The sequence below is a fragment of the Lactobacillus sp. ESL0259 genome (assembly GCF_003693045.1).
GTDB classification, from domain to species: Bacteria; Bacillota; Bacilli; order Lactobacillales; family Lactobacillaceae; genus Lactobacillus; species Lactobacillus melliventris.
This window is the reverse complement of record NZ_REHP01000003.1, coordinates 132,366-153,639: the sequence shown is the minus strand read 5'-3', so window position 1 is coordinate 153,639 and position 21,274 is coordinate 132,366. Positions and strand designations below refer to the sequence as shown.

At 35.8% G+C, this 21,274-nt stretch carries 18 protein-coding genes and 1 riboswitch; of the genes, 5 read left to right on the top strand and 13 right to left on the bottom strand.

Annotated features, from left to right (window positions below):
* Positions 1-10 precede the first annotated feature (10 nt).
* Positions 11-427, bottom strand: coding sequence for a PTS sugar transporter subunit IIA (locus F5ESL0259_RS01460; protein ID WP_122037249.1), 417 nt, complete (start codon positions 425-427; stop codon positions 11-13).
* A 129-nt stretch (positions 428-556) separates the two neighbouring features.
* Positions 557-3,118, bottom strand: a complete 2,562-nt coding sequence (locus F5ESL0259_RS01455) for a sigma 54-interacting transcriptional regulator (RefSeq protein ID WP_122037248.1) — start codon at positions 3,116-3,118, stop codon at positions 557-559.
* Between the two features lie 462 nt (positions 3,119-3,580).
* On the opposite strand from F5ESL0259_RS01455, the gene F5ESL0259_RS01450 reads away from it, so the two are divergent.
* The 4 genes from F5ESL0259_RS01450 to F5ESL0259_RS01435 all read left to right on the top strand — a co-directional run bounded on the left by F5ESL0259_RS01450 (position 3,581) and on the right by F5ESL0259_RS01435 (position 7,661).
* The gene (locus F5ESL0259_RS01450) at positions 3,581-4,504 is read left to right on the top strand and encodes an ABC transporter substrate binding protein (protein WP_370448578.1); all 924 of its coding nucleotides are present in this window, start codon (positions 3,581-3,583) and stop codon (positions 4,502-4,504) included.
* A gap of 459 nt (positions 4,505-4,963) precedes the next feature.
* Positions 4,964-5,932 carry an ABC transporter substrate-binding protein gene (locus tag F5ESL0259_RS01445; RefSeq protein WP_122037247.1) on the top strand — a complete coding sequence of 323 codons (969 nt, stop codon included), beginning with the start codon at positions 4,964-4,966 and terminating at the stop codon, positions 5,930-5,932.
* A gap of 30 nt (positions 5,933-5,962) precedes the next feature.
* Positions 5,963-6,880 (top strand): ABC transporter permease, encoded by a 918-nt coding sequence (locus F5ESL0259_RS01440; RefSeq protein ID WP_122037246.1) that lies wholly within the window; start codon positions 5,963-5,965, stop codon positions 6,878-6,880.
* Entirely contained in the window at positions 6,858-7,661 is an 804-nt protein-coding gene (locus F5ESL0259_RS01435; RefSeq protein WP_122037245.1) for an ABC transporter ATP-binding protein, read from the top strand. The genes F5ESL0259_RS01440 and F5ESL0259_RS01435 overlap by 23 nt, the downstream gene beginning before the upstream one ends.
* Positions 7,662-7,805: 144 nt before the next feature.
* On the opposite strand, the gene F5ESL0259_RS01430 is transcribed toward F5ESL0259_RS01435, so the two are convergent.
* From F5ESL0259_RS01430 to F5ESL0259_RS01420, 3 genes are read right to left on the bottom strand one after another with little or no spacing between them, the layout of a single operon-like run.
* Positions 7,806-8,279: a hypothetical protein gene (locus F5ESL0259_RS01430; RefSeq protein ID WP_122037244.1), complete on the bottom strand. Its 474-nt coding sequence runs from the start codon at positions 8,277-8,279 to the stop codon at positions 7,806-7,808.
* A 34-nt stretch (positions 8,280-8,313) separates the two neighbouring features.
* Entirely contained in the window at positions 8,314-9,663 is a 1,350-nt protein-coding gene (locus F5ESL0259_RS01425; protein WP_122037243.1) for a HEPN domain-containing protein, read from the bottom strand.
* A 42-nt stretch (positions 9,664-9,705) separates the two neighbouring features.
* The gene (locus F5ESL0259_RS01420) at positions 9,706-10,413 is read right to left on the bottom strand and encodes a coenzyme F420-0:L-glutamate ligase (RefSeq protein WP_122037242.1); all 708 of its coding nucleotides are present in this window, start codon (positions 10,411-10,413) and stop codon (positions 9,706-9,708) included.
* A 279-nt stretch (positions 10,414-10,692) separates the two neighbouring features.
* Between F5ESL0259_RS01420 and F5ESL0259_RS01415 the strand changes: the two genes are divergently transcribed.
* Positions 10,693-11,895 (top strand): hypothetical protein, encoded by a 1,203-nt coding sequence (locus F5ESL0259_RS01415; RefSeq protein WP_122037241.1) that lies wholly within the window; start codon positions 10,693-10,695, stop codon positions 11,893-11,895.
* A 99-nt stretch (positions 11,896-11,994) separates the two neighbouring features.
* Here the strand turns inward: F5ESL0259_RS01415 and F5ESL0259_RS01410 are convergent, their stop codons facing one another.
* The 8 genes from F5ESL0259_RS01410 to F5ESL0259_RS01375 all read right to left on the bottom strand — a co-directional run bounded on the left by F5ESL0259_RS01410 (position 11,995) and on the right by F5ESL0259_RS01375 (position 21,263).
* Positions 11,995-14,514, bottom strand: a complete 2,520-nt coding sequence (locus tag F5ESL0259_RS01410; RefSeq protein WP_122037240.1) for a BspA family leucine-rich repeat surface protein — start codon at positions 14,512-14,514, stop codon at positions 11,995-11,997.
* A gap of 349 nt (positions 14,515-14,863) precedes the next feature.
* Positions 14,864-15,337 carry a 6,7-dimethyl-8-ribityllumazine synthase gene (ribH, locus tag F5ESL0259_RS01405; protein WP_122037239.1) on the bottom strand — a complete coding sequence of 158 codons (474 nt, stop codon included), beginning with the start codon at positions 15,335-15,337 and terminating at the stop codon, positions 14,864-14,866.
* A 1-nt stretch (position 15,338) separates the two neighbouring features.
* Positions 15,339-16,565 (bottom strand): GTP cyclohydrolase II, encoded by a 1,227-nt coding sequence (ribA, locus tag F5ESL0259_RS01400; protein WP_122037238.1) that lies wholly within the window; start codon positions 16,563-16,565, stop codon positions 15,339-15,341.
* Positions 16,566-16,576: 11 nt separating this feature from the next.
* A complete protein-coding gene (locus F5ESL0259_RS01395) occupies positions 16,577-17,182 on the bottom strand; it encodes a riboflavin synthase (protein ID WP_122037237.1) in 606 nt (201 codons plus the stop codon).
* Positions 17,167-18,228: a bifunctional diaminohydroxyphosphoribosylaminopyrimidine deaminase/5-amino-6-(5-phosphoribosylamino)uracil reductase RibD gene (ribD, locus tag F5ESL0259_RS01390; RefSeq protein ID WP_233558032.1), complete on the bottom strand. Its 1,062-nt coding sequence runs from the start codon at positions 18,226-18,228 to the stop codon at positions 17,167-17,169. Before ribD ends, F5ESL0259_RS01395 begins: the two co-directional genes overlap by 16 nt.
* A gap of 120 nt (positions 18,229-18,348) precedes the next feature.
* Positions 18,349-18,482: riboswitch (FMN riboswitch) on the bottom strand.
* 107 nt (positions 18,483-18,589) lie between these two features.
* The gene (locus F5ESL0259_RS01385) at positions 18,590-18,784 is read right to left on the bottom strand and encodes a hypothetical protein (protein WP_122037236.1); all 195 of its coding nucleotides are present in this window, start codon (positions 18,782-18,784) and stop codon (positions 18,590-18,592) included.
* Between the two features lie 146 nt (positions 18,785-18,930).
* A complete protein-coding gene (locus F5ESL0259_RS01380; protein ID WP_122037235.1) occupies positions 18,931-19,677 on the bottom strand; it encodes an aspartate/glutamate racemase family protein in 747 nt (248 codons plus the stop codon).
* 14 nt (positions 19,678-19,691) lie between these two features.
* On the bottom strand, positions 19,692-21,263 hold the full coding sequence (locus tag F5ESL0259_RS01375; protein WP_122037234.1) for a UDP-N-acetylmuramoyl-L-alanyl-D-glutamate--2,6-diaminopimelate ligase: 1,572 nt from the start codon (positions 21,261-21,263) through the stop codon (positions 19,692-19,694).
* Positions 21,264-21,274: the final 11 nt, after the last annotated feature.

Sequence of the window (21,274 nt, the reverse complement as noted above, 5' to 3'; positions counted from 1 at the left end):
TTTTCTCTCCTTATTTAAAAAATTCTTCTTCTTGATTTGCCAAACTATTATTATCGTCGTCAATTTGAAATAGTTCTACTTGACTTTGTTTTATCATATCCTGTAAATGCTTTTTGGTTAACTTTTCAGTATCTAAAAGCACAGCTAATACAACTGCAAGATTAGTTTGCGTAACGACAAATATATCTTTTTCCTTAGCAACTCTTAAGACTACTTTTTGATTTACACTGCCCCCTTTTAGATCAGTAAAAATCACAGCTGGTCGTTTAGACTTTGTGATAAAATCATCTATTTGTTTCATATAGTCTGATTTATCAACATAAGCGTCGATAACTTTAATGTTCTTACTCATACCCATTAAGATTTCAATAGAGCTTTTTAAGCCACTGGCAAAATGCCCATGACTTGCAATCAATATATCTGTCATCTTGTCACTCCTTTAGTTATTTACCATTTCACTAATATTTAGCAAATATAATGCCAAGTGCTGTTTAAAAGCATTGAAAAAGAAGTGTTTAAGTCAATAAACACTTCTTACTGGAAATTTTAAACTCTTTTAAATAAACTGTTTAAACAATTCATATAAAAGGGACATCTCGTATGTTGAAACTTTAATATTATACTTGATTTCAATAGGTTGAAATATACTTTTTGTGATTTTGTAAAAACTTTTTTCTTTTTCTGACTTTGGCTTAACCACTACTTCTGAAGTATTACGCATCATTGTCCGTTCAATCATAAGTGCAATATGCATATAGAGATTTAATTTAACTTTGCCATCTAACTTCAAATTATAAAAGTCTTCGTATTTCCTGTTGATAGTTTCTACCTCACTGAGTACTACATCAGGATTTAAAAAACTAAGTCTTTCTGAAATCCCTTCCTTTGAAAAGAATCGCAGCAATTGATTATTAAAACTTTCCATTTGTTCAGGAGTTAGATATGGAGAAAGCCACTCCTTGAGTTTGTTTTCTCCACGTGAATCTAATATGTCATATAAATTCATATGGTTGAACTTAACTTTTTCTGTAATATCAATTGTAGTCAATACAAAAAGTGTTTGTTTGAAATAGGTCCATTTCTTACCAGCAATTTTTTCTTTTAAAGAATTATAACCAATTGGTATTACCTTTATTCCGACAGGTAAATATTGTCGCATGATATCACTGATTTTTTCAGCTATTCCTAATCCAGAAATACATGAAACCAAAATATTCATTGATTGGGAAAAGCCCTCATAATACTTAACATCAATGCTATAATCTTTTTCTGCTTTTTCCGCTATTTGCTTGAAAGGCAAATTTTGTTTCATTTTAAGCGCTAAGTCTAAGGCAGTTAAAGTTGTTAAATTATTAACCACCAACAAATCGCCATCCAATTGGGCACTAATTTGACTATAAAGCTGACTCAATGAACCCATATCTATCATTAAGATGAAGCCATTGGTGGTATTAAAGCTACTAATTAACTTGTTAGCTTCCTTGATAACAGCAGTTATATCAGCATCAATTGGCATATCGATTGCATCAAAAACATAGTTACCACAAAGATAGTTAGTAACTGCCTGAATACTGGTGGCCGTATTTTCACCATGAGCTACCATTAAGCCACGTAACTGGATATTTTCATCCACATGGTCACTTAGCAGTAATGCAAGTATTAGTGTTAGGCTTTTATGACTTTTAGAATCTAAAATAGGTAATTGTTCATAAAATTTGCTGGCAACATGAAATGAACGAGGCAAGTAATTCGTTATTACTTCCTTCAACTTTGGAATGTCACAATTTGGTTTAAAGTGACGTTCATATAATAAATAAATAATCGGTTCTAAATAATCAGTTTTATTTAAACCATATTGTTTAATAATGATATTTTTAAAAAGGTATTGGTGTTGAACATGCAAACCAGATTTCAATGATTCTTTATTAATAAATTTATTAATTGCCTGTATTCTTAACCGACAAGTATTCAAATTTTCATCCGTATAGTTGTCTTCAAGAATTTTTAGAGATCCAGTAATATTGCTTAATTTTTGTTCTAAACTAATCTGAGGTATAAATGGTTCCTTTTTAGCTGGATCAACAATTATTTCACCATAATCCTTAAACTCAGGTAAGGCTTCCAATTCTAAATTCTTTAATTTAAGATTAATAGTAGTGCTATTATAACAGTCGTGATAAGCAGCAGCACATGAAACTTTAATAGTATTTTTAAGGTACCCAATGTTCCCAGTATGGTTTAATTGTAAAAGCGTTGAAACCACACCTTTATCTACAATAATTTTTTTATTAATCTTATGTGCTTCATTCACAAATAATGTATTAATCAGTTCCAATCGTTCATCAATAGGACGAGCAACATAATCTGGTAAATTAATTCTGACAGGAATCCGTCGTAAAAAAGTGGTTAAAAGAACATTTTCAGGTGTTTCAGTTGTTGCCATAATTAGTCTGACTTTTGACTTTTGAGGGTGTACATTATCACCCATCTTGTAAAATCGACCAGAATCAATAAAACTAAAAAGTTTTTCTTGGTTTTCACTACTAAGCCGATGTACTTCATCTAAAAATAAATAACCGCCATTTGCTTCTTTTAGCAAGCCATCTTTGGCAGTATCGGCCCCAGTAAATGCTCCTTGAACATAGCCAAAAAGCATGCTAGAAATAAGTTCAGGGTTGTTCGCATAATTAGCACAATTTAAAACTATATAAGGTGCTTTAGTAGAAATAACACCAATTTTTTTTGAATAAGAAAATAATTTGTGGGCTAAAAAACTCTTTCCCACTCCGGAATTACCCGTGATTAGAACATTCAATCCATTAGGTGGATAGGCCGCGGCGGCACTTAACTGCTCAACTGCTTTTCTCAGAGATCCGTTACTACCTATCACATCCTCAAAAGATACATGTTTATTTGGACTTTTAATTGCAACTTTAGTCCACTTGACAGGTCGTTCAGCAATTTTTTGAATTTTATTATCTTTAACTAATTGGTTAAGATAATGACTGACTACTGATCTGGACAAACTTAACTTTTGGGCGAGATCCCTCGTATCAATTGCCATACCATCCGGTAATAATTGAACTTCTTTTAATACACGCTCTTTTGCTGTACTCATTTCTTTTATTACCCCTACTTTCATTATCTGTATTATAACCGTTAATCAGAGCGCTTTCTATTTTATCATCACCGTTACATAAATTAGATTTTAAAAAAATTAATCCTTGACTTTTAGTTTTTATTTTTTTATAATCTTGTTATCAAAGTTGGAGGTAAGGATAATGATTCATTTTAGTCAAAAAGAGAATCAACTAAATAATCGTTATTATCTTAGCTACTATAGATAAGAGTTTGAGTTCATCTAGGTGAATTCAAACGAAACTAAGTTTGAATTTATCTATGATGGCTAGGACTCTTTTAGTACGGTTAGCCACATAGCTTTCTAAGTGGCTAACCACAATCCAATTATTTGTTGGCAATTTAATTTCTGTGTACCCGCTTAGAAGTAAGTGGGTATTTTTTATGGAGGCACAAGATGCGTTTTAGAAAACTGATTACAGGAATTACAATTGTTGGTTTAATGGCTTTAGGGGGCTGCAGCAGTAAGAAAGCTAGTAAAAGTCCAGACGTGAAACACGTGGGTGTTTTGCAAGTAGTGCAACACCCTTCTCTAGACAAGGCATACAAGGGTTTTAAAAAAGGCCTGAAGGAAAGTGGCTTTGTAGAGGGTAAGAATCTAAAGATTGATTACCAAAATGCCCAAAATAATCAGGATAATTTGAAAAGTATGAGTGAAAAACTAGTTAACGAAAAGTCTGACTTGATCTTAGGAATTGCTACGCCGGCAGCGCAAAGTGTGGCTAATGCAACACAGAAAATCCCAACTGTTGTCACTGCTGTAACTGATTTAAAAGCCGCTAAATTAGTTAATTCAGATGAGAAACCGGGTAGAAATATCACGGGCACAACAGATATGGTTTCAATTAAACGCCAGATCAAGTTGCTGTTGTCAATTGTGCCCAAGGCTAAAACTATCGGTATCATGTACAACGCCGGTGAATCAAACTCCAAAATTCAGGCTGACTTAGCAACAGCTGCACTGAAAAAAGCAGGAGTGAAAGTTTTGATCAAAACTGCAAATACGACTAACGATGTCCAACAAGTAACAGAGACTCTGGCTTCAAAAGTTGACGGTATTTTCGTTCCTACAGATAATACCTTTGACTCAGCAGCTTCAGTAGTTGGTAAAGTTGTCAAAGAAAAGAAGGTTCCTCTGGTAGCGAGTTCAGTTGATCAAGTCAAAACTGGCGGCTTAGCCTCAATCGGAATTGATTACGAATTATTGGGAGAACAAACAGGGAAAATGGCTGCGAAAATTTTATCTGGCAAAGCTAAACCTGCAAACATGCCGGTTGAAAAAGCACACGATATGAAATTAGTGGTGAACAAAAGTATGGCCAAAGCACTGGGAATTGATCCTAAATCAATTAAAGCTCCAAAATAAACGGGAAACAGACTGCCACAAGGGCAGTTTTTTATGTAAAACAAAAAACTAGCTTAAACATTTTGGCAAAATAAATTTGAAAAATTCCCTTAGGTTGCACATCAATTGCAACCAAATTTTATTATTCCTTGACTTTTTCTTCTTTATTTTTTATAATCTTCTCATTAAGGTTGGAGGTTGATCTTAAATGAAATATTATATTAAACACATCTCACAACTGAATAATCGTTATTACTTTAGCTATTTTAGATAGGGTTTGGGTTCATCTAGATGAATTCAAACCAGATTCAAGTTTTGAATTTATCTATGATGGCTAGAGTCCTTTAGTTGCGGTTAGCCACATAGCTTTCTAAGTGGTTAATCACAAATAATTATTAATGAAAATGATAACTTGTACACCCACTTAGAAATAAGTGGGTGTTTTTACGTTATGAAGATTAGATTTACGGAGGAAGAAAAATGCGAATTAAGAAATTAGTTATGGGAATGGCCTTAACCGGTTTGTTACTATTAAGTGGTTGCAATAACAAAAAATCAGGCAGTACAGCAACTGTCAAACATGTGGGTATACTGCAAGTAGTACAACATCCCTCATTAGATGAAGCTAACAAAGGCTTCAAAGAAGGTCTGAAGGAAAAAGGCTACGTTGAAGGCAAAAATTTAAAGATTGATTACCAAAATGCGCAAAATAGTCAAGACAATTTGAAGAGCATGAGTGAAAAACTAGTCAACGAAAAATCAGATTTAATTTTAGGTATTGCCACCCCAGCAGCACAAAGCGTAGCAAATGCTACCGAGGATATCCCGATTGTAGTGACTGCTGTGACTGATCTAAAAGCTGCCAAACTAGTAAATTCAGACGCTAAACCTGGCAGAAATGTCACAGGAACCACTGATATGGTTTCAATTGATAAGCAAATCAAATTACTTTTATCAATTGTGCCTAAGGCTAAAACAATTGGCATTATGTACAATGCGGGCGAAGCCAATTCCAAAATTCAAGCTGATCTAGCTGTCAAGGCACTTAAAAAAGCCGGAGTCAAAGTTTTAATTAAGACGGCCAACACAACAAATGATGTTCAACAAGTCACTGAAACTTTAGCCGGAAAAGTACAAGGAATTTACGTACCAACAGACAATACTTTTGCCTCTGCTTCTTCAATTATTGGTAAGGTTGTTAAGGAAAAGAAGATTCCACTGGTAGCCGGTTCAACGGATCAAGTTAAAACTGGCGGCTTGGCTTCTATTGGAATAGATTATGAGGCACTTGGTAAACAAACCGGTAAAATGGCTGCTAAGATTTTAGATGGTAAAGCTAAACCTAAAGATATGCCTGTTGAAAGAGCAACTGATTTGAAATTAGTGGTTAACAAGAAAATGGCAAAGGCACTTGGAATTGATCCTGCTTCAATTAAAGCACCTAAGTAAATTAAAGAAAGGCAGCGTGAATCAATAGTTATGTTAAATACATTTTGGGAGTTATTACTTTCGTCTACTTCGCAAGGACTACTTTGGTCATTAATGGCAATCGGTGTTTATTTAACTTTTCGAATATTAGATTTAGCCGACATGACGGCTGAAGGCAGTTTTCCCTTAGGGGGAGCTGTTGCGACGATGTGCATTATTAAAGGAATTAATCCGGTATTGGCAACAATTGCCGCATTTATTGGCGGGTTGATTGCGGGACTAGTTACTGGTATTTTGAACACTAAATTGCGTATTCCTTCATTATTAGCAGGAATTATTACAATGACTGGATTATACTCCATTACTTCCAGAGTAATGCAAAACGCTGCCAACGTTTCATTGCTAGGCAAAAAGACGGTCTTTACAATTGCGCAAAATTGGGGCTTAAGTCGTAACAATGCTGTAATTGCAATGGGACTGATAGTTGCACTTTTAGTTATTATGTTACTCGTCGTTTTCTTTAAAACTGAAATTGGTTTAGCTATGAGAGCTACTGGTGACAATCCGCAGATGAGTGCTGCCAACGGCATTAAAACTCAAGGAATGAAAATTTTAGGTTATATGATTTCTAATGGCTGTATTGCCTTGTCAGGTGGACTGTTAGCACAAAATAATGGCTTTGCCGACCTTAACTCTGGTGTGGGTACTCTTGTTATCGGGCTAGCTTCAATTATTATCGCAGAAGTACTCATTCGCAATCTGTCAATTGGTGGTCGTTTACTTACTTTAGTCGTAGGTGCCATCATTTATAGACTGATTTTAGCTTTGGTATTCCAGATGAATGTAGAACCGTCTGATGCAAAATTAGCTTCAGCTTTAGTTTTAGTTGTGTGCTTAACTTTGCCGAATTTCCATTTACCACGCAATCTTAAAGGAGGAAAGCAAAATGCCAGAAGTACTAAAGATTAAAAATTTACATCAAACTTTTGAACAAGGAACTGTTAATGAAAACCGTGTTTTACGCGGAATTGACCTTAGTTTAGAAGCCGGAGATTTCGTGACTATCATTGGTAGTAATGGTGCTGGTAAGTCTACCCTGCTCAATAGTATTGCCGGAACGTTACCTATTCAAGAAGGACAAATTATTCTAAAAGGTACCGATATTACAAAACTGCCTGTTACTAAAAGAGCAAAAAATATTAGTCGCGTTTTTCAAGATCCTAAAATGGGAACAGCAGTCAGACTAACCGTCGAAGAAAATTTGGCTTTAGCCATGAAGCGCGGAAAGCGCCGAGGCTTTCGTCCTGGTGTTAAAAGTCAAGACAGAAAATTTTTCAAAAAGCAGCTTGCGCAACTTAATTTGAATCTAGAAAACCGCTTGGAAACTGAAATTGGCTTACTTTCTGGTGGTCAAAGACAAGCCATTACCCTTTTAATGGCAACACTGCAACGGCCAGATTTGATTTTACTGGATGAACATACTGCGGCTCTTGATCCACAAACTTCAATAACGGTCATGCAATTAACTGAAAAGTTGATATCTGAACAGCATTTGACAGCATTTATGGTCACTCATAACATGGAAGATGCTATTCGCTACGGCAATCGTTTGATCATGTTGCATCAAGGTCGTGTAGCAATTGATCTGGCTGGTGAAGATAAACAAAATTTAACTGTGCCTAAGTTAATGGAATTATTCCAAAAGCATGTAGGCTCAGGTCTTGAAGATGATGCGATTTTGCTGGCATAAAAACAGAAAAACAATCTGAAATTGAAGTGACCCCCAAATTTAGGACAAATTTGGGGGTCATATCACATTTCCAAAGCTTTTTATATCTTTCCCAACCTAATTAACTATTTATTGGAGCATTTTGGCCTAAACTAACTTTTGTCCTTACAAATTAACTACACTCTTTACTTCTCCACCTGAGATAATTGTTTTAGCATCGTTTAAAGCAATCTCAATACTGTTTTTAACGGCTAGTTTAGTGAAAAAGGCAATGTGCGGCGTGATCAAAACTTGAGGCATTGCATCAGTTACGCCAAGTTCAGCTATAGCTCTTGGTGAATACGCTGCAACGTTAGTAATCTTAATGCCATTCTTTTTTGCGGCAGCTAAATCCTGGTTATCAACCCCAACTTGCCGAATGGCAAGTTGCTTAATCCCATACTGCCTAAATTTTTCATATACACTAGCACCTACAGGAAGATTGCCTTCAGAACTCACGCCGTCAAAGCCTTCAGCCAATTCTGCATTTTCAGCACACAAATCAGCGTGGACAATTTTTACTTCGACATTATTTTTTTGAGCCCAATTTTTAATACGGGATTCTTCCATTTTGATTACACCATAACAAATAATCTTCATTTATTCTTTCTCCTATTCTTAATTCAAGCTATCTTTATAAGTATCTCTTAATTAAGCTGCAAAAATATCTATTTCCCCATTTGTTGCTATATTCTTGATAAATAATATCTTCAGGTATATTGTACTCATACAAAATTTTTACTCGTATAATATTTCTGAGAAATTCAACATAATCAACTTGCTTTTGAAAATCAGTGATTAAAAATTCGCTTTTAGTCTTTTCTCCATGGGTTAAATAATCCCTAGTATCTACAACCGAATTTATGAACATAGACTCAGTCGGATTTTCTTTACTCTTAGCTTCTTCAAAAAATAAGTGGTACAGTTTTTCTGGCAAACTTTCTATGAAAAAACTAATTTTTTTATTTAAAGACTTTATTCTTTTACCATTTTTAAACTTTTTTCCTGCCATATAAAATTCGATTGAATTTACATAGTCAAGCAACGAGCTGTTGATATTAAGCTCACGATTTATATTATAAATATAATTATTAATCAAGTTATTAAAATTTATATCATCTTTATTTACTGCCTTGAATACATTTCCAAGCTCATTTGTATAAAATTTGAAAGCGAGACCTGGTATGTAGACAAAACTTGAAAAGTCTTTAGAGGCATTCTCTTTCATTACTTCAGAATATGGAAGGCGTAACTTTATACATTTTTTATCTTTCATAAATCTAATTGAAGTTATGTCCATTCGACTATCGTTAATAATGGAAATAAATTTTTCAAACTTGTTGATATAATTTAAAATAGTTTTTTCACTATAAGGTTTATGAGGTTTTATTTTCAACGCAATATTTGTTTTAATACTTGAAGACATTTGTGAATTATTTTTAAAATAGAGAAGTTTTAAGAAGATATCAAAATCTGTTAACTCACATATTTTCACGTCTTGTTTTCTTAAAGCTTCGGTATTTTCTAAATCTTGAGGAATAATATAGCTTGCAATTTCACTCAAAGAATTTATTGTTATCCACAATTCTTCCGGCTCTTGTTCTTTATTAAAAGGTAATCTGAAAAAATCAGTCTCATAAGAAATATATTTTATTGCACTTAATCCCGAAATATGAAGCCTATGATTTGAACTTGAAAAAGTATTTAATCTGACAAACGTGCCATCTTCTAAAAAGCCATATATACAATGTTTTATACTATTAGTTAATGGTAAATAACCGCCAGCAATTTTATCATCTTTAGTATAAAGAACTGGAGTAGTTTTAACTTCCGCTTTTCCACCTTCGTATTTAAATACCCCAATTGCAAAGCCATCACGAAGTTGTCTTTCTAAAAAATCTGGATTTACACCAAATTCACCCATTAATTCAAATTCACTACGCGTTGTTTCATTCAGGTTCGTGTTATTTCTGTATCTTTTCAAAAAACTTGCTCCATTCTAAAAATGATTCGTACAGGTTAAATTTTAATTCACAGTATCTGCAATGCTAAAATCCGTAGCTTTTTCATATTCAAGTCCATGAATACACACTAAAGGCATATTGGCTCCTCGTTGCCCCATTACTAAACCAGCAGCAGCTGCCAGCAAATCACAAAGCGTTTCAGCTGTACCAGCTTCTTTATTTATCCTTAAGCCATTTAATCCGTATAAGCCAACTGCTACCTGATTAGCACCTTTTTTATCTGCCCTACCGTCACTGTCAGTAATGATTACACTAGTTTTTACACCTAATTCTTGGTAAAAAGTATTGCTGATGCGTTTAGCTGTTAAATCACAATTCTTAGGTAAAGTTATCGCTGTATTATTTTTACCCTTGTCAACACCGCCACTAGTTAAAAACAAACCGTTGGGAAGCCAAGCACCAATATGATTTCCACTTACTTCTAATTTACTGCCAGATGGGTCAGCGGTTTGGTCAATAATCACTTGAATTAAACTGGCATCCTTTCTGGGTATGCGTTGATGAATTCTTTTTGCCACAGAAGTTGGTGCTACGTGGCTTAAATCCACAATATTGCCCTCCGCCATTGAGCAAATTTTAGACGCTACACAAATAATGTCGCCAGCAGCAATCTTGAAATGTTCTTTTTTGACCGTTTCAACTAATATTCGGGACAAGTCACAAGTTTCAGATATCATGGGCACGCCTTGCAAGCCAGTAATCGTAACCATATAAAATCCTTATCATAGCCGTTATTATTATTTTTCCTTAATATATTTATATAATACTCTAAAAAGTCGAACAATCCTATGTATTTTATGGCTTGGGCAGCATAAAAAAGCATTACTCTTAATGATCTTGATGAAGTTAACAATTAAATTTAGGTCTAGGAATTTGTATAGTGAAAAAGGCCGTTTCAACTATTGAAAAGGGCCTTTTGTGTCACTTCTGCTACTAACAAAACTGCTACATGTTACGCTTTTTATTATATTACATGAAAGCGTGACAAAATGGACAGTAATAAATTTCTCAAGCGTAATCAAATATTATTACCACTAATCAATCTGCTATCGAATTTTGGCAGTATTCTAGTTGGAATAGGCGGTGCACTAATTATCCGCGAATATTCAGATAATATCATTGTGAATGGCTTGATATCAAGTATTAGTTCTTTAGCACTTATTTTGAGCGTCTTATTTATTGGATCAAGGCTTGATAATGTCGACAAACGCTGCATGTTAATTTGGATATATATCTTTCTGTGTTTATTCTTATTACTGCCGTTTACTTTTCCCAAAAAATACTTTGTTCCCTTATATATTCTGGTTGACCTTTGCATTACAATGTTCAGTTTAGTTGAAGGACTATCATTTATGGGAAATTTAAAATTTCTTCTGACTGATAATTCCCTCGAAAAAACCATTAACTACAATTCTATAGCTGGTCTGATCGGTAATATAGCCAGTGTAGCTGCAATAGCAGTATTGATTTTGACTACGCGCAATTATTTATATTTTCTCTTAGTAGCAAGCAGCGGTTTTTTCATTAACATTTTTCTAGCTCTAGCTTTGCACCAAAGGCATTTTGTTAAAGATAAAAACAATTTTAAAACCATAACCCATCTGGTCAAAGTCTGGCACAATATTATTACTAATAAAGGCTTACGCGCAGCAATTATTGTGGCCATGTTTAATGGTGCTCTCCAATCTGTATTTAACGGACTGATGATTTACTTCTGGAAAGCAATTGATCCTACATACAGTCAAGTATACTGGCTGCTACTTGCTGTAGTCAGTGGCCTCTTATTAGGAGCTGTGCTTATTCGCTTTGACAACTACTTCTGGTTACTTTGCACCTTAACTCTAACCACCACAATAGCATTAGGCATTTTCTTTTTAAAACAAACAATCGCTACCATGTTCATTAGTACATTGTTAATTTATGCAGAAACTTTACCAATCGGTAATTGGTGCAGCAAAGTTAGAATTAAACGGACCAGTAAAAATGTCCAGTCTGCTCAATCAAGTTTTTTGCAGTTAGGCAGTTCACTACTAAATATCTTTTTTACAGTTGGAGTTTCGGCAATTGCCAATATGCTGCAGCGACCTGCTCTTACGCTCCTTGCTAGCGGAATTTCGTTATTACTAGTTTTTGTCACTCTTGGTATTAACGTGCAAAAGTATCGCTTAGGTAAAAGCAACAGCTTTAATTAAATTTTTTCTTCCTTATTTCGCAATTTAGCAAAACATAAAAAAGTTCTATCTAGTCGTTTTTACTATGATAGAACTTTTCTGATTATTATTTTTTAATTGCTAAAAATTAGCTTTTTTAATATAACGATTCTTACCAACAATGTAGTACAACTTATGATGCATTTTAATAGCTCCACCATATGTTCTGATCGTTTGTTTCTTTTTCAATACTTTACGACCAGAACGCTTTACTTTCTTATTAGCTTTCTTGGTGTAGATATAGGCATTGTGCTTAAGTTTGCGTTTAATACCTGTAACATTATTAGCTTTAATAAAAGTATCGTTTCCAAGTTCGTAATATTTCTTATTCTGAATAAGCCTACTGCCATAGGTTTTAATTTTTTTGCCTATAAAGTATTCGCCAGCTTTACGGCCACCATTTTGGTCATATAGATAGGAATTATGACGAACAGTTCGAATAACACCATTTCTCGAATAAACATAAGTAACAGTTTGTGGCTGGCTGCTAAAGAAGCCGGTAGCATTAACAGGTCTAAATTTAAGAGTATAACCTGTAATATCCAAAGCCTTAGTAATGTAGCCTTCACCAACAACGCCAGTTAAAATCTTAGACGGAGCAATTTCATTGTTGTTCTCATCCTGATAATGAACTTCAACTCTTGCTATAGTATTATTATCATTTATCCCTGAGTTTGTTCCATGATCGTTTGAGCCTGAATTGTTTGAATCATTCGTTTTGTAAATAAATGTAATATCATCTAGATTTTCTCCAATGCGTCCTGACGCATTTTTCGGCATAGTCATTAAAGTATATCCTGGAATTTCTTTGGCTTTAGCTTCATACTGGGTTCCATATGTACCTGTGAAAGATTCATCAGGTGCAAGAGTTTTGCCGTTTTGATCTTGATAATGAGCATTTATCGTAGCTTCTCGCACATACGTTTCTTCTTTACCATTCCAATTTTTCATCAACTCATCTGATGACCATTTTTCTGAGGCCTCAGGATGCTGCATTGTTCCAGTACCAACATTTAGCCAAGTTCCTGGCGTATCAAGACCCATTTGGGAAAAGTTTTTGTCTTCATCTCCTAATTTCAAAACTAGCAATCCTGCTTGGCCTTTTAACATGTAACCACAATACGTGGCATTGCTGATGTTAAAATTGCTGATATCAAGAATCCTTAAATTTGCCTTTTTAGGATATTTACCGTCCACTTTAGGGTCAGCGTAGAGATAAAACATTTGCCCCATGTTAGTTACATTTTTGGTGTCAAAGTTTGACAGGTTCAAACTGATTAAACTATTCGTATCTCGAAACATGCCGTACATGTCCGTAACTTTACTAGTATCAAAGTTGCTAAGATCTAAAGATGTTAACTTATTACATGCTTGGAACATACTATTCATAGTTGTAACTTGAGAGGTATTAAATTTAGAGATGTTTAGGTCTTTTAGCTTTGTACATTTGAAGAACATTAATGACATATCCGTAACTTTACTAGTATCAAAGTTAGAAAGATCAAGTGAGACAAGGCTGGAATCCCAACCGAATACTGAACCCGTATCGCTGGCGCCAGAATAATACATACTAAACATTGACGCCATATTTGTCACATTACTGGTATTAAAATTACGGACGTCAATGGTAGTCAAACTTGCACAGTGATTAAACATATATGACATATCTGTGACATTAGAGGTGTCAAACTTGGTAACATTTAATTCTTCAAGACTCTCACACCCTGCAAACATACATGTCATATTTGTAACTTTCGAAGTATTAAAATTCTTTAAATCTAATTTTTTAAGACTTTTGCAGCCATCAAACATAGAGTCCATGCTTGTAACTTGCGAAGTATTAAACTGAGATAGATCTAGGCTTTCAAGACTATAACATTGGTAAAACCAGCAATACATGGTGGTCGCCTCCGAAGTATCAACGTTTTCTAAGCCTACAATATCAGTTAGGCCTTTAAGACGAATAAAAACTGACTTGACTTCGCCGACAATTTTAAAGTTACCGTCAAAGATTACCTTTTTTACCTTCGCAGACTCATTGTCACCTAGAAAACCACCTAAGACCCCGGGATTATTTTTTACAATAGTCGGATTATTCTTATCATGACTCCCACTCACAGTTAATACGTTAGTATCACTATCGTAACTTAAGTCAGCATTACCCCACTTACCTGTTTTAATAGTTTTTGTACTAATTTTATTTTCATTCTTAGTAATGTCTGTTACTGGCTGATCATTACCAGCAGAAGTTTGAGAGTTGGAATCTTTATTGTTGCCCTGCAGCGAGTCTACACTCCCATTTTGAGTTTCATCTGTATTATCTGTAGTACCATCAGTATTTCCTTCTGGTGTAGTGGTATTCGCATTATCAGTAGTAACGCCCTGATTATTTGCTTGAGATACAGTATTGTTTGCTATTCGAGTTTTAACACGACTATCATTATCATTCTTATTAAAGCTTCGTGCAGTGTCTTGTGTTCCTGAATTGCTATCAGCCTTTACGACATTAGTATTCAAACTCATCAAACCAAGCGCAGCTGCCGTTAAACTGCTAAAAAGCAGTGCTCCAGTCCGCTTATTGCGATCTAATCCTTTATTCATTTTTCACCTCAATGATAAAATCAATCTAATCTTGCTACTAAAAAAGTATGTATATTATTACAATTTCAGTATATACTTCATTTAATAACATTGCAAATAGAATTATTTTCATAAGAGTGCTTAAAATAGCCATAAAATCAACATTAATAATAAATTAAAATAACAATTTTACTGTTATCTGATAATATATGCATATATGTTTTTAAAATTAGACTTAATAATTTTAAGATCAATCAACTAATAATAAAAGCAAACAGCAAGCCGCTAAAACTACTAAGACCAAAAACAAGCCACTTCTATTTCTAAAAATGACTTGCTATTTCTTTATTAAGGAGATGTACTTAATAAATTATAGTTGCTTTATTTGCTCTTCTATATTTAATACTTCTAAGACATCTGTGGCACACTCAGCTCCTTTATTGCCTGCTTTACCTCCGGCACGATCGGTTGCTTGTGCGACCGTATCGGTCATAAGTACACCAAACATGATTGGAACTGACCCATTGGCTGATGCGGCAGCTAGCTGAGAAGTAGTACCTTCACAAACATAGGTAAAGTGAGCCGTTTCACCTCTAATTACAGCTCCTAATGCAATAATGCCATCAACTTTGCCACTTTTTGCCAGGCAGTTGACTGTACGAGCAATTTCAAAAGCACCAGGTACTTTCACAATCACAATATTTTCATCTTTCACGCCCGATTTTTTCAATTGCTTTAGCGCACCTGAAAGTAGGCGATCCGTTACCACACCGTTAAATTGAGCAACGACAATACCAATCTTTTTATCCTGTCCCTGAGCAATGTTGCCAATAATTTCTTTCATGTTAATCTACCTCGTTTAAAATATGATTCATTTCATGCTTTTTAGTTGCCAAGTAATTCTTATTTTCGGCGGTCATGCCTACTTCAACAGGTATTCTTTTGACAACTTTAATGCCATAATTTTCTAATTGCGTTACTTTATCCGGATTATTGGTCATTAATTCAACTTCGCTCACGCCTTTTTGCCTTAAAATTTCAGCAGCAACATTATAGCGGCGTGCGTCAACCGGCAAACCAAGGTGCTGGTTAGCTTCAACTGTGTTCATGCCTTCGTCTTGCAGCTTATAAGCACGTAACTTGTTTTCTAGACCAATTCCCCGACCTTCTTGACGCAAGTATAAAACCGCTCCTGATCCATTTTGTTCAATTTTTGTTAAAGCTGCGGCAAGCTGAGCGCCACAGTCACAGCGCTTAGAACCAAAAACATCCCCAGTCAAACATTCACTGTGAAGCCGCAATAAAAGAGGCTCACCTTTTTTTACTTCACTCTTACTAATTAACAAAGTCGGTTGCTTTTCAGGATGCTTTTTATCCCTGAAGCCTTCAAGCTGGAAATGACCGTATTTAGTCGGAAAGTCAACCTTTGTAAATGATTCAATCCCCAAATCTTTATTTGCCAGATTCTTGCGGTATGCAATTAACTCTTCAATGGTCAAATAAGGAATACCAAGTCCTTCTGCTAAAGCTTTCAAGTCTTTACGCCTGGCCATCGTTCCGTCTTTTTTAATGCACTCGCAAATAAAGCCTACAGGTGCAACTCCTGCCAATCTAGCCAGATCCAAAGCAGCTTCAGTATGACCTGTCCGTTCTAGTACACCGCCTTCTTTAGCTACCAAAGGAAAAACATGACCTGGATGATAAAAGTCAGCCCACTGGCTATTAGGATCAGCCAATTTTTTAATAGTTTTAGCACGGTCAAAAGCTGAAATTCCCGTAGTGGTTTCAGTGGAGTCAACACTAAGGGTAAAAGCCGTGCCAAAAGTATCGTTCGAACCTGTTTCAATTGGTTTTAGCTGCAAGCGGTCAGCGTATGCCTTACTCATCGGCACACATAATAGTCCGCGCGCCTTAGTAATCATCATATTAACTGCTTGAGGCGTTACCTTTTCAGCCAAACCAATCATATCCCCCTCAGACTCACGTTGCGGCGAATCAGCCACAATGACCAACCCACCAGTCAACATATGTTGTAACACCTTTTGCATTTTTTCATTCAGTTGTTCTGTCATTTTTTCCTCCGTTAAAATTCCTTTTTCCAAGCTTGAATTTGTTTGACAGCGTACCGACCAATCATATCCACTTCAATATTGACTTTGTCATGCACTTGATAGTGAGCCAAAGTAGTATTTTGTATTGTATAAGGTATTAAGCTCACCCCGAAATGATCATTTTGCGTCATTGTCACGGTTAAACTAATGCCGTCAATGGCAATTGAGCCTTTTTCAACAATAAAAGGGGCATACTTATGTGGTACTGCGAATTCTAATTCTATGGAATTCTCATTTTCGTTTCTTATTACCAGTTCAGCTGTAGTATCAACATGACCTGCAACAATATGACCATCAAGCTTACCGTTTAAAGACAATGAAGGCTCTAAATTTACTAAACTACCTTTTTGCAAATTGCCCAAATTAGTCCGTTTCATTGTTTCCGGCATCACGTCTACTGCAAAGTCATTATCGCTCCAAGCGGTAACGGTTAAACAAATACCATTAACGGCAATGCTTGCCCCTAAAGGCAAATCTTTTTGCACTAATTTAGGAGCGCAAATACCCAGTCTTGCATGTTGCTCACTAATTTCCAAACGGGTTATCGTTCCCGTAGTTTGAATTATTCCTGTAAACATTCTTTTCTCCTCACGCGAATTCTGACATCTTGATTGAATTTTTTAACGTCTAAAAGTTGATAATCGCTTTTTTCTGCTAAAGCCTGGCCAAACACAGCAGGTAATGCAGTACCGCCTAAAACTAAAGGAGCAATGTATGTCACTATTTCGTCAGCCAAGTCAGCTGCTACAAATTGACTCTGGACATTGCTGCCGCCCTCAACTAATAATGATTGAATTTCATGTGCGGCTAAAAGCTGCACAATTTTTGAAGGTGTCCATTTAGCAGCAGTAAAGCAGCGAACATTTTCAGCTACTTTTTGTGTCAGTTCAGTTCTACTTAATAGCCAAATCTCGCCTTGTGTCTTAAACATGCGACTGTTAAAGTCCAACTGATTAGCATCTTTAGTTAACACTATTCGAATAGGTGGCTGGGGTAAATTCTTAATTCTGACCGTTAAAAGTGGATTATCTATTCGCAAAGTATTTGCCCCAATTAAAATTGCTTGGTTGTGCAAACGCAACTTTTGCACATCCACCTGAGCTGCATCCCCAGTCAAAATTGTTCTCGTTTTACCTGCAGCATTAATTTTGCCATCAATGGACATTGCATATTTAAGCGTCACAAAAGGCCTCTTTTGGTGATAAAAAAAGTTATAAGCAACGTTTAAATTTTCTGTACCACCGATTATCTCAGTTTGCACCCCATGGCTTTCTAGATATTCAATACCCTTGCCAGCTACAATTTGATGAGGGTCAACCTGACCAATAACAACTTTTTTGATTCCGGCTTCAGCGACCTTTTTGCAACAAGGAGGTTGCTTGCCATAATGGCTGCAAGGCTCTAGCGTGACGTACAAGGTGGCTCCTTGTGCCTGTTTGGGATTAACTAGGTGTGAGAGTGTATTTACTTCTGCGTGTTCCTTACCAAATTGATGGTGGTAGCCGGTTGCTAAAACCTGATTGTCTTTAACCAAAACTGCGCCAACTAAAGGATTTGTCCAAGTCATTCCCTGAGCTTTCAAGGCTTCTTGAACTGCCATTTCCATATAATCCTTGTCCTGCACTAATTTCACTTCCTAAACATTAAAAAGCCTCGTTGCTTTTATCAACGAGGCTTAATTTGTATTCATCAAATAAGATTCCAGCGAAGCTTAATAACGACGCGAGTTTTCTGTCTAATCTTGTTTGTTCTTCTCCCATCCAGACTTTAACTGTCGGTACTAGACTCACACTAGTTCCACCGCAAAACGCGGGTCACGGACTTCAATTATTAATTGTCACCGTCGGTAGGGAATTGCACCCTGCCCCGAAGAAACCGTATTCAACTTATTCCAGTATAATATAGATATCCTATATCGGCAATAGCAATTTGTTGTTTTATAAAATTATATATACGATAAGCAGAAACTTAAATAAAATAATTTTTTATAGTCTCCAATCAGACAGATGAAGAGGGATATTGTTGTTTTTACCAAAATATTTCTTAAAGGCAGTGCCAAATGACAACTGATCTTTAAGATGATTGCGATAAGCATCTCTAATGCTCAAAATTGCTGTTACTACTAAATTAGTAGTCAGAATTATCAGTATGCCAATAACTATATATAAAAGATATAACATTTTAACCCTCCCATTTTCAACTGTATTACTTTTCTAATACACTACTACCAAATAGAAACATTGTCAATACTTTTTGGAAAAATAAATAGACTAATAATCAAATTGATTACTAGTCTATTTAATTTGCATTAAACCTTACGCTTTATTTAATACATATATTTCTCTATAGCAGTCTTAGGATCCATTCCTGCACGAATTTTTAGTTCTAATTCAATTGCCACATCAGCAATAATAACTTGCGGATCAATAACATTATACGGATGCTCTGGCGCCTTTTCCTGAGCTAAAGATAATTCAGTACAACCAAGTAAAATTACATTACAGCCATACTGATCATGCATGGTGCGTAATATGCGGTGATAAAGTTCACCATCAACTACGCCTTTTTCTTTAATGCTGGAATAAATCAGCTCAGTAACCAGCGGTTGAATCTCAGGACCACCCAATTCTACCTCACGGCCAACTTGTTCAATTTCGTCTTCGTACAGATGATCATAAATCGAACCTTCCGTAGCAATCAAGCCAATCTTTTTTTCCTGCGGAAAGTCACTTGCAAATTTATGAACAGCAATACGCATCATATGTAAAAAAGGAATATCAGTTAGTTTAGCCAAGTCATCATAAAAATAATGTGCAGTATTACATGGCATCACGAAAAAATCGGGCTTTAACATTGCTTGCTGGAGCACATCATCACGCAAAGCATTGAAAAAATTAGGTTGGCTATGGTCTTTGATATAAGCCGTGCGGTCAGGAATTTGGGCATCATTAACTAAAATATAATTCAGATAGTCCTGATCTTTGGTAATCTTTAGACGGTGATTAATCATGCGGACATAGCTTTCCGTTGCAATCGTACCCATACCGCCAATAATACTAAAAAAATGTTTCATTAATACCTGCTTTTCTAACCGTTAAAATGTTCTTTTTGCCCTTCAAGTTCATCAATTACCTGTTGTGCAACTGTAATATCAGACGGATAAGGAGTATCTACTCCCCGGACCTTTTGATAACTATCTTCACCTTTACCACAGATCAGAACAACATCACCCTGCTTGGACATACTGATTGCATCATGGATGGCCTTCTTACGGTCTAGTTCTATTGTGACATCAACTTTAGAATGATCGATCCCTGCATCAATTTCCTGTGCTATATCCATGGGATCTTCAAAGCCAGGATCATCTGTTGTCAGAAAGGCTTTAGCAGCGTAGGCATTTAGACTGTTACTAAAACCGGGACGACGAGAAACTCCTTTGTCACCAGGTGCCCCCACAACGACAATAATTTTGGGATTATTAAATTCTCGTTGCATAAAGCCCATAAGAGCCATCATTGAGGCTTCATTATGTGCGAAGTCCACAACCACTACTCCGTGCTTCTTGGTAACTTCTGTTTGCATTCTTCCAGGGACGGTAACTTGACTGATACCTTTAGCAGCATCGTCATAATTCATCCCGGCCAGTCCTGCACCAATTACTGCGGCAGTACCGTTAGATTCGTTAAAATCACCTAACATCTTTAACTGGTAATCGCCAGCTATTTTAAGCTGCTTGGCTTTGTCGCTAACACACAATACCTGGAACCGGGTCCGTGACATATCAAGCTCTTGGGTCGAAAAACGAAAATCGATGGTCTGCTTCAGATCCGGATTAGTAAATTTTTCGTCAGCAAATAAGTAAATACTGTCTGGATCAGTAGTAGTCATGGCCGCAGCGTAAACTTCAGGAAAATGATCAGTCTGAGCGTTAATAATACATTTACGAGCATTAACCAGCAGCTGCAACTTACAATGTAAATAATCAGCGAAATTGGGATGCTCATTAGGTCCAATATGATCAGGTGTAATATTTAAGAAAAAGCCCAGGTCATAGGTCAGACCAAATACCCTGTTTTTCTTATAAGCCTGGCTGGAAACTTCCATAACCATATGCGTCATTCCGTTGTCTACAGCTATTCGCATATCACGGAACAAATCAAGTGATTCAGGCGTAGTTAAGCTTGACTTAAAAGTATCATCTTTTTTAGGTCCCACAACTGTGTTGACTGATGAAATTAACGCCGTTTTACCACCGTTTACCTGATCTAACATCCCTTTTAAAAAGTAGGCCGTTGTAGTCTTGCCTTTAGTACCAGTAATAGCTATTAAATATAAATCGTCTTGCGGGAAACGGAAAAATGCCGCAGACAATAACGCCATCGCTTTGGAAACATTGCGCACAATCAGTGCATGCATTCCCTTACCTTCCGGATAGGGTTGCTCTGCTACATAACAATTAGCACCATTCGCCTTTGCCATTGACAAATAAGTGGGGCGAAAACCAGCACCTTTACAGAAGAACAATGTATTGGTATGAACGTCACGCGAGTCATACGACACATATTCCATCTTAGAAGATATAGTATCTTGGACAGCACTCGATTTAAGCAGATGGTGTTCTTTTAAAATTAAAATACAGGTATTTAAAGAAATACTCATGCTATACTCCT

What these genes read in the sequence shown, in the direction of transcription:
- F5ESL0259_RS01460 (WP_122037249.1), bottom strand. Translation starts at nt 427, where the DNA reads ATGACAGATATATTGATTGCAAGTCATGGGCATTTTGCCAGTGGCTTA.
- F5ESL0259_RS01455 (WP_122037248.1), bottom strand. Translation starts at nt 3,118, where the DNA reads ATGAGTACAGCAAAAGAGCGTGTATTAAAAGAAGTTCAATTATTACCG.
- F5ESL0259_RS01450 (WP_370448578.1), top strand. Translation starts at nt 3,581, where the DNA reads ATGGCTTTAGGGGGCTGCAGCAGTAAGAAAGCTAGTAAAAGTCCAGAC.
- F5ESL0259_RS01445 (WP_122037247.1), top strand. Translation starts at nt 4,964, where the DNA reads ATGCGAATTAAGAAATTAGTTATGGGAATGGCCTTAACCGGTTTGTTA.
- F5ESL0259_RS01440 (WP_122037246.1), top strand. Translation starts at nt 5,963, where the DNA reads ATGTTAAATACATTTTGGGAGTTATTACTTTCGTCTACTTCGCAAGGA.
- F5ESL0259_RS01435 (WP_122037245.1), top strand. Translation starts at nt 6,858, where the DNA reads ATGCCAGAAGTACTAAAGATTAAAAATTTACATCAAACTTTTGAACAA.
- F5ESL0259_RS01430 (WP_122037244.1), bottom strand. Translation starts at nt 8,279, where the DNA reads ATGAAGATTATTTGTTATGGTGTAATCAAAATGGAAGAATCCCGTATT.
- F5ESL0259_RS01420 (WP_122037242.1), bottom strand. Translation starts at nt 10,413, where the DNA reads ATGGTTACGATTACTGGCTTGCAAGGCGTGCCCATGATATCTGAAACT.
- F5ESL0259_RS01415 (WP_122037241.1), top strand. Translation starts at nt 10,693, where the DNA reads ATGGACAGTAATAAATTTCTCAAGCGTAATCAAATATTATTACCACTA.
- F5ESL0259_RS01410 (WP_122037240.1), bottom strand. Translation starts at nt 14,514, where the DNA reads ATGAATAAAGGATTAGATCGCAATAAGCGGACTGGAGCACTGCTTTTT.
- ribH (WP_122037239.1), bottom strand. Translation starts at nt 15,337, where the DNA reads ATGAAAGAAATTATTGGCAACATTGCTCAGGGACAGGATAAAAAGATT.
- ribA (WP_122037238.1), bottom strand. Translation starts at nt 16,565, where the DNA reads ATGACAGAACAACTGAATGAAAAAATGCAAAAGGTGTTACAACATATG.
- F5ESL0259_RS01395 (WP_122037237.1), bottom strand. Translation starts at nt 17,182, where the DNA reads ATGTTTACAGGAATAATTCAAACTACGGGAACGATAACCCGTTTGGAA.
- F5ESL0259_RS01385 (WP_122037236.1), bottom strand. Translation starts at nt 18,784, where the DNA reads ATGTTATATCTTTTATATATAGTTATTGGCATACTGATAATTCTGACT.
- F5ESL0259_RS01380 (WP_122037235.1), bottom strand. Translation starts at nt 19,677, where the DNA reads ATGAAACATTTTTTTAGTATTATTGGCGGTATGGGTACGATTGCAACG.
- F5ESL0259_RS01375 (WP_122037234.1), bottom strand. Translation starts at nt 21,263, where the DNA reads ATGAGTATTTCTTTAAATACCTGTATTTTAATTTTAAAAGAACACCAT.